The sequence below is a fragment of the Xenorhabdus sp. PB30.3 genome (assembly GCF_963895965.1).
GTDB lineage: Bacteria > Pseudomonadota > Gammaproteobacteria > Enterobacterales > Enterobacteriaceae > Xenorhabdus > Xenorhabdus stockiae.
Window position 1 is genome coordinate 1 of record NZ_CAWQMW010000041.1, and the last position, 7,348, is coordinate 7,348.

A 7,348-nucleotide genomic window follows, 5' to 3' on the forward strand; every position below is an offset into this window, starting at 1 on the left:
TCAACTAACTTGTCCATGGCCTGTTCCTCCCCGGAGTCGTTTTAGGCTTTCACCAAAACTTTGCTCCTGGAACAGGCCTCTCGTCAATTTCTTATCCAGAATTCAGGTTAAAGTAGGAAATTATCCTGCTCATTGTATTCACTGTCCAAAACAGCCACAAAAGGACGGGGAATTAAATTACATACTACCCTGATACTTATTAATTTCCTGATTGAGTAATTCCAGTCGTTGAACTAATGTTCTTCTTCTTTCTATACCCTTAGCAAATACCTGATAAATTGTCACAAATTCGGCCAATGCATTATTAATCTGATAAGCCGCGTACAGATCTTTTATTTCTCTGACCGCTTTATCGTAAACGCTGGCATGGCCTTGTTCACTGTATGTCTTCGCATTTTTCCAGTGAATTTCTTTTGCGGCAAAGACCGCATTGAGCCGTTTTAATGTTGCAAGCCGCTCTTGTTCGCGCTTTCTTTCTTCAGCCAGCAAGCTTTCACCGTTCCATTTCCTCATTCGCAGCCTGCCAATAAGTATGAAGTGAGGAAGGATTCAGCCAATATTGATAATCATCCATTTGCTGATGGTAATGGTCGCATGGGCCGTTTATGGCAAACGTTAATTTTGAGTGAATGGCGCTCGGAGTTGGCATGGTTGCCGGTTGAAACCATTATTCATTATCAGCAGCAGGCATATTATCAGGTGCTTAGAGAATGTGATAAGACCAGTGATTGCACGGTATTTATTGATTTTATACTGGAAAAATTAGCTGAAGCACTTAAGGAAAGTATTGATACAGAACAGCAGGATACTATCTTAGAGTCGGAAGAAATGTCGGTACAAATGTCGGAAGAAAATGCACAACAACTGAACGCGACTGCAAAAAGATCCTATCTATTATTATCAATCACCCAGCCATAACAATATCTCAATTAGCTGATGATTTAGGCGTTACTCCTAGAACAATAGAACGAAATATTAAAGTATTGCAGGAATGTGGGTATTTAATTCGTGTTGGTGCGAAAAAAGGGGGATATTGGGGGTTAGATAAAATTGGCTGTATTTAATTTTCGTTAGATCACTTTTAGCTCCCTGTGAATTCGAACAATTAGCCCAATCCTAATAGGATTTTACGACTATAAATTAGCTATTTTCATGGTATAACATCATCATTTAAACGGAAGTTATCCTAAAGCATGATGCAATACACAGATAGAGTTACCCATTCATTAATTTGCATAGCAGTTTATATCGGCTGGTTTGCTTTGTCTTTCCTGCTGATTTTCTTTCCTAATGCGGTAGAACTATATCGTTCTGAATTAGCTCTCCCTGTGTTAAGCCTTCTGATCTGGTTTCCTTATTCAATAATTTGTTGGCGCAGTTATCAGAAAAAATTTAACTTAATGCCGATGGGTAAGTTACGTTTAACGGATCTTGTACTACCCGTGCTGGCAATTATTGCTCTGATTTGGATAAATGGCATTCTTGGGATTGAAGAATCCTGGACTTCAAATCTTGTTTATCTACCTACTTTTACTTTTTTCCTACATGTGATTGCTATTTGTATTGCAGCCCCCATTAGTGAAGAAATTATATTCCGTGGTTTTTTACTAAATGCAGGAATGGGATACGGTGAAAGAGGAAAGCAGGTAGCCATTATAACGACATCGTTGTTATTTTCTGCTGGGCATATGCAATATTCATCACCCAGTACTTTTATCGTGTTATTCGTATTTTCCGTTATCCTATGCCATGTAAGGATACATACTCGTTCTCTTATTATTCCGATGGTTCTACATGCACTTAATAATATTTTTGCTGTTTTATATGATTTTTAACTCGTTTCAGGGTATGGAAATTTCATGCCCATTTGATATTTTAAGTTTCGGTGACTAAATCTAATAATCAAACATTATTATAAATAAGGAAACTAACGTATGAGTAACCAAAAGAAAGAAAAAAACTGGTTTAAGGATTTCACTTTAGATTTTTTAAAAGAATTTGTTATTGGTAATATTATTGCTATTATAATTTTTTTTGTAATTACCGCTATAGCTGCTTATGTTTTAAATGTTATTTTTGGCGTTACTGCGGTTTTAGCGATCTTTATAATTATATGTGTTATTTTGTTTTTTCTGTTTACATAAATATACACAATGGATTTCAAGATGCATCACGGCGGCAAGGGAGAGAGTCACCGGGAGCATAGATAACTATGTGACCGGGGTGAACGAGTGCAGCCAACAAAGAGGCAACTTGAAAGACGAAGTGTATAAACCTATTTTTAATCATATTTAATGAGTCATGTGAACTATATCTGTTCAAATCTGACTCATTAATAAGTTAATTGCTAAACCAATAAAAATAAAACTTGTCACTTTATTTAAAATAATTTGTACTGATGAGTGATTAGCTACAAATTTATGAAAAAAACCAGACAAGTAAGATATCATCGCAAATGAAATAAAAGCAACGCCGACAAATATCAATCCTAAGTATAATAATTGTAGTGAAACAGGCATTGCTTCTTCACGGTTATTGATAAACTGTGGCAAGAAAGCTAAAAAGAAAATAATTACTTTTGGGTTTGATAAATTCATTATCATCCCTTTTTTAATAAGTTTTCTGCTTTTACTGAAAAATTTAGAATTATCCTTGAGGCAAATAGGATTTGCATTGAAAGCTCCCCATGCAAGATAGGTTAAGTAAAGTACACCAAGCCATCTAATAACCTCAAAAGCAATAGCATTTGCCCGTATTATTGCAGCAATACCTAATGAGATTAAAGATGTATGTATGATTAACCCGATACATAATCCAATGGTAATGGATATACCTGTTTTTCGTCCATTCAGGGCTGATTGACTTAAAACTAAAATATTATCCGGCCCCGGTAAAAAGCATAAAAATGTTGATATTCCAATAAATGTGATGAGTGTTTCTATTGATGGCATTTCACATCCTCTATACTCGATAAACTTCAAGTTACAACGGATAATATGAGGCGAGTCCTTATATCTCCCCGCGTCGCGGGGAGATATAACACGCATCTTGAAGTTGAATGGGTATATATTGATTGGATAGTATATTAATGCCATTAATCTTCTTGTAAATATGATAAATCTACTTGTGGGTATGAATTAATTTCATACCGTATTTTATCGTCCTTTCAAGGTGATTTTTGATTAAAGGTAAGCAAAGTTCTCTGAACCATTTATGTTCCGGGTCTTCATGGTGTTTAGCATGCCAGAGTAAATAGTATTGTTGTGGTTTGATATCAACAGGTAAAGTTTTTATTTTTAAATCATATCGCTGAGAAAAATCAGACGCGATATGCAGTGGCATGGTCAGCATTGTGTCCGTTTTTAATAATAATTCAATGGCTGACTGGAAAAAAGAAACTGTTGCGAAAATACGACGTTTCCGGTTCATTATTGCTAATTGTTGATCAACCGGGCTGTTTTTATCTCCGCCGCCACTGATGAGAATATGTCGGCCATTAATATAGTTGCTGACCGTCATATTGTTATCAGAATGAGGATGGTCGTTCCTGAATACCACTACAAGCGGGTCTTCCGCCATTAAATTCCCGTATAAATTATCGGGTACTGAATCAGCAATTGTTGCTACTAAATCCACATCCTGCTCAGCTAAGTTATACAGGTTATCCTTATGCCACTGTTTATATTCAATACTTACATTAGGTGCTTCTTTTTCAATATGGCTCAATATAGAGGGTAAAATTGCCTGAGCAACATAATCGCTGGAGGCTAAGGTAAATTTTCTGTTGCAAAGGCTTGGTTCCATTAGTTCAGATGCATACAGATTATTTAACTGTTGAAGTAAGGCCGGAAGTTGTGCTTTCAGTTTTTCCCCTTTTTTCGTCAGGATGAACTGATTGGCTTCCCGCACAATAATTCTGTCATGAAAATCTTCACGTAGCTGATTTAATGTTTTACTCATTGCAGACTGGGTAACATTTAACTGTTTCGCAGATTCGGTCAGGTTAAGTGTTTTCAGTATTGATACCAGCGCAGGGAGTAATTTGTAATTATTCAAAATGTGATTTCCATATGATCAGTGGGTAAGTGTAATAATATCGTAAAATAGTCAGTTAACTTTTATATGTTATATATACGGTTATTGGCCGTATAAATTTGCTTATTATCTCATCAGATGCTATCTTCCGGCAGTACGATAAATAAACATTTATAGGTGAATAATTCTACAATTAAATTAATAAAATATAGTTTTATCAACTAACTGGAGTAACTAAAATGGCAACGATATCGGTAAAAAAGCCTCATAAAGAGGTGAAAAATGCCCGTGTAGAGTTAAAGACCAGCACTGAATTGAAAGAAACTTTGCGTCAGGCAGCACAAGTTGCTGGTGTTGATTTAAGTGTATTTATCCTGAATGCGGCTTTTGAACGAGCAGAAGAAGTACTGGAAAACCAAAAGCGTCGTGAATTAGATGAAGAAAACTGGCGTACTTTGAATATGTTGATTGCTGAACCTGAGTCCCCAACACTTGCTTTACGCGCTCTGATGAGGAAGAACAAAGATGGAAAAGCCACTAAATGAAATTGCGGTTGAATACATTTGTGTGAACTACCAGAGCGATATGATATATCCGGGCCAAAAAGCTTTTGATTGCGGTAATCATATTATTAATCGTTACGTTCGCAGCAGTCTTAAAAGTAATGTCACTAACGGGAATTGTGTTGCTAAGGCCTTAATTGATACCAAAACAGGCGAATTACTTGGTGTGTGCAGTTTTACAGGTTATTCGCTAGCAAAATCTAGACTGAGTGGTGTAATAACTGGTTCAATGCCAAGCGACCTTTCCGTCGTTCGCTTGGTGATGTTGGGTGTATCCGTTAAGCATCAAAAGAAGGGATATGGTCATATTTTAATGCAGGAGTTTTTAGAGCATGCCATTAAAGTTCATAATGTGATGCCGATTAAGGGGATATTTTTGGATGCAGACCCTGATGCTGTCGCGTTTTATACCCTTCTTGGGTTTGTTGAACTAGGTGTTCCTGCATCCAATGGAACAACTCCTATGTTTTTAAAGATCCAGGATTTATTGGCGGCTATAAGGTAGCTTTAGACATAGTCATTATGAAGTTGGCTTTACTCCAAATAATGCTCCTTAAAATAACGTTCTAAAAACTCGACTGTGACTCTGATACGGGCGGACATAGCCAAGCGTGTAACGTAAACCGCCCAGATATTCGCTGACTGGTAATATTCCGGCAGAATGTGTACCAAAGCCCCTGAATTAATACTTTCTCTAACATCCCAATATGATCGCAGGATAATACCGTGTCCATCCAGACACCATTGATGAATGATCTCACCATGATTGGATGACATCGGCCCGGTAACTTTTATTGATTGAACTCCTGTGCTGCTCTGTAGTTTCCAGATCCCGAACGGATGATCCCGCTCTTTGATCACCAGACAGGCATGAGAAGGGAGTTCATTAATTGATTTTGGCACTGAATAACGGGCAAGGTAAACCGGTGATGCACATAGGATCCGGCGATTTGGTGCCAGTTTACGGGCAATAAGATTGTCATCAATCTCATCACCAATACGAATATCGAGATCAATCCCTTCAGTCGCCAGATCAACAAGACGATCTTCCACATCAAAACGAAGATCGAGCTGTGGATAAGTCTGGATCAATGCTGATAATGCCGGAGCAACGAACTTCCGGCCAAAGCCAAAGCTGCTGGTAATTCTGATCTTTCCCTGGGGTTCTTGCCGAAGTTCGCAGAGTTCATCCATCATCTGGTTAACATCATTCAGAATATGCTGCGCCCATTCATAAATCCGCTCACCATCTTCTGTAATAGATACCCGTCGTGTGGTTCGGTGTAACAGACTGACATTCAATACATTCTCTAATATCGCAATGCGCTTACTGATAAAAGCGGGAGAGGCACCGATTTCTTCCGCGGCGGCGGCAAAACTGGCTCTTTTCGCCACTAAGAGAAAAACGCGCAGATCCTGTAAAAAGGGAAGATTATTCATAGATTGTAAATTATGTTTCTACATTTTTAGTATTGAATACAAATCAGTCAATTATAAGATATCCAGAAAGTCAATTCTGTACCCTGATAAATGAGATATACTCGATGAAAAAAACGTTTAAAATTGCGGCAATTCCGGGTGATGGAATTGGTCATGAAGTACTTCCTGAAGGCATTCGGGTTTTGCAGGTGGTGGCTGAAAAATGGGATCTTCATTTATCGTTTGAATATTTTGAATGGGCCAGCTGCGATTATTATCTCAGGCACGGCAAAATGATGCCGGATGACTGGTTTAATCAATTAATGCAGTTTGATGCTATTTATTTTGGCGCGGTAGGCTGGCCTGAAACCGTGCCTGATCATATCTCACTTTGGGGATCATTACTTAAGTTTCGCCGTGATTTTCAGCAGTATGTTAATCTGCGTCCTGTGCGTTTGTTACCGGGAGTGCCTTGTCCATTAGCGAATAAGAAACCGGAAGATATCGATTTCTATGTCGTCCGGGAAAATACTGAAGGGGAATATTCCGCTATTGGGGGTCGCTTCAATGAAGGTACAGAGCATGAAGTAGTGATTCAGGAGTCGGTTTTTACCCGCCGTGGTGTTGATCGCATCCTGAAATATGCGTTTGAATTAGCCCAGAGCAGCCCGCGCAAATTATTAACTTCCGCGACGAAATCCAATGGGTTATCCATCAGTATGCCTTACTGGGATGAGCGGGTGGAAGAGATGGCAAAACAGTACCCTGATATTAAATGGGATAAACAACATATTGATATTCTTTGTGCCCGCTTTGTGTTGAATCCAGAGCGGTTTGATGTTGTTGTGGCTTCCAATTTATTTGGCGATATTCTTTCCGATCTAGGGCCGGCATGTACCGGAACTATTGGAATTTCCCCTTCTGCTAATTTAAATCCGGAAAGGAATTTCCCTTCTTTGTTCGAACCTGTTCACGGCTCTGCACCGGATATTTATGGCAAAAATATTGCTAACCCGATTGCTATGATCTGGGCCGGAGCCATGATGTTACAGTTTTTAGGTGACGGAGATAAACGTTATCAGGATGCTCATGATGATATCTTAGCGGCGATTGAAACGGTAATTGCGCAAGGCATTGTGACCCCGGATATGAAAGGAAAGGCATCAACACAGCAGGTCGGGAAAGCGATTATTGATTGTTTGAATTATTAAAATTTATCATCTTTTTTTAAAAAAACCGCTCACTATTCAAAGAGCGGTTTTTTATTATTTATGTCTTTAGCCAGCTTAAGAAGATAAGGTATATTAAACTGGCTAAAGACATAATAAAAA

The 7,348-nt window shown here is 38.3% G+C and carries 11 protein-coding genes; 7 read left to right on the forward strand and 4 right to left on the reverse strand.

Features of this window, described 5'->3' with window-relative positions; all coding sequences use genetic code 11:
- Window positions 1-177: 177 nt before the first annotated feature.
- Complete coding sequence (locus tag AACX38_RS03690; protein ID WP_228865745.1) at window positions 178-513, reverse strand: hypothetical protein; 336 nt, start codon at window positions 511-513, stop codon at window positions 178-180.
- A 24-nt stretch (window positions 514-537) separates the two neighbouring features.
- Here AACX38_RS03690 and AACX38_RS03695 point away from each other — a divergent pair, with 24 nt between their 5' ends.
- The 4 genes from AACX38_RS03695 (at window position 538) to AACX38_RS03710 (ending at window position 2,144) form a co-directional block, all read left to right on the forward strand.
- Complete coding sequence (locus AACX38_RS03695) at window positions 538-918, forward strand: Fic family protein (RefSeq protein WP_228865746.1); 381 nt, start codon at window positions 538-540, stop codon at window positions 916-918.
- A gap of 2 nt (window positions 919-920) precedes the next feature.
- A complete protein-coding gene (locus tag AACX38_RS03700; RefSeq protein WP_228865754.1) occupies window positions 921-1,064 on the forward strand; it encodes an HTH domain-containing protein in 144 nt (47 codons plus the stop codon).
- 129 nt (window positions 1,065-1,193) lie between these two features.
- Window positions 1,194-1,835, forward strand: coding sequence for a CPBP family intramembrane glutamic endopeptidase (locus AACX38_RS03705; RefSeq protein WP_228865747.1), 642 nt, complete (start codon window positions 1,194-1,196; stop codon window positions 1,833-1,835).
- Between the two features lie 99 nt (window positions 1,836-1,934).
- Window positions 1,935-2,144 (forward strand): hypothetical protein, encoded by a 210-nt coding sequence (locus AACX38_RS03710; protein ID WP_228865748.1) that lies wholly within the window; start codon window positions 1,935-1,937, stop codon window positions 2,142-2,144.
- 174 nt (window positions 2,145-2,318) lie between these two features.
- Here the strand turns inward: AACX38_RS03710 and AACX38_RS03715 are convergent, their stop codons facing one another.
- Entirely contained in the window at window positions 2,319-2,951 is a 633-nt protein-coding gene (locus AACX38_RS03715) for a LysE family translocator (RefSeq protein WP_228865749.1), read from the reverse strand.
- A gap of 169 nt (window positions 2,952-3,120) precedes the next feature.
- The gene (locus tag AACX38_RS03720; protein ID WP_228865750.1) at window positions 3,121-4,056 is read right to left on the reverse strand and encodes a LysR family transcriptional regulator; all 936 of its coding nucleotides are present in this window, start codon (window positions 4,054-4,056) and stop codon (window positions 3,121-3,123) included.
- A 218-nt stretch (window positions 4,057-4,274) separates the two neighbouring features.
- Between AACX38_RS03720 and AACX38_RS03725 the strand changes: the two genes are divergently transcribed.
- On the forward strand, window positions 4,275-4,580 hold the full coding sequence (locus tag AACX38_RS03725) for a type II toxin-antitoxin system TacA family antitoxin (protein WP_228865751.1): 306 nt from the start codon (window positions 4,275-4,277) through the stop codon (window positions 4,578-4,580).
- Window positions 4,561-5,103, forward strand: a complete 543-nt coding sequence (locus tag AACX38_RS03730; RefSeq protein WP_099121023.1) for a GNAT family N-acetyltransferase — start codon at window positions 4,561-4,563, stop codon at window positions 5,101-5,103. The genes AACX38_RS03725 and AACX38_RS03730 overlap by 20 nt, the downstream gene beginning before the upstream one ends.
- A 29-nt stretch (window positions 5,104-5,132) precedes the next feature.
- On the opposite strand, the gene AACX38_RS03735 is transcribed toward AACX38_RS03730, so the two are convergent.
- A complete protein-coding gene (locus AACX38_RS03735) occupies window positions 5,133-6,038 on the reverse strand; it encodes a LysR substrate-binding domain-containing protein (RefSeq protein WP_228865752.1) in 906 nt (301 codons plus the stop codon).
- Between the two features lie 104 nt (window positions 6,039-6,142).
- Between AACX38_RS03735 and AACX38_RS03740 the strand changes: the two genes are divergently transcribed.
- On the forward strand, window positions 6,143-7,228 hold the full coding sequence (locus AACX38_RS03740; RefSeq protein WP_228865753.1) for a tartrate dehydrogenase: 1,086 nt from the start codon (window positions 6,143-6,145) through the stop codon (window positions 7,226-7,228).
- Window positions 7,229-7,348: the final 120 nt, after the last annotated feature.

What these genes read in the sequence shown, in the direction of transcription:
- AACX38_RS03690 (WP_228865745.1), bottom strand. Translation starts at nt 513, where the DNA reads ATGAGGAAATGGAACGGTGAAAGCTTGCTGGCTGAAGAAAGAAAGCGC.
- AACX38_RS03705 (WP_228865747.1), top strand. Translation starts at nt 1,194, where the DNA reads ATGATGCAATACACAGATAGAGTTACCCATTCATTAATTTGCATAGCA.
- AACX38_RS03710 (WP_228865748.1), top strand. Translation starts at nt 1,935, where the DNA reads ATGAGTAACCAAAAGAAAGAAAAAAACTGGTTTAAGGATTTCACTTTA.
- AACX38_RS03715 (WP_228865749.1), bottom strand. Translation starts at nt 2,951, where the DNA reads ATGCCATCAATAGAAACACTCATCACATTTATTGGAATATCAACATTT.
- AACX38_RS03725 (WP_228865751.1), top strand. Translation starts at nt 4,275, where the DNA reads ATGGCAACGATATCGGTAAAAAAGCCTCATAAAGAGGTGAAAAATGCC.
- AACX38_RS03730 (WP_099121023.1), top strand. Translation starts at nt 4,561, where the DNA reads ATGGAAAAGCCACTAAATGAAATTGCGGTTGAATACATTTGTGTGAAC.
- AACX38_RS03735 (WP_228865752.1), bottom strand. Translation starts at nt 6,038, where the DNA reads ATGAATAATCTTCCCTTTTTACAGGATCTGCGCGTTTTTCTCTTAGTG.
- AACX38_RS03740 (WP_228865753.1), top strand. Translation starts at nt 6,143, where the DNA reads ATGAAAAAAACGTTTAAAATTGCGGCAATTCCGGGTGATGGAATTGGT.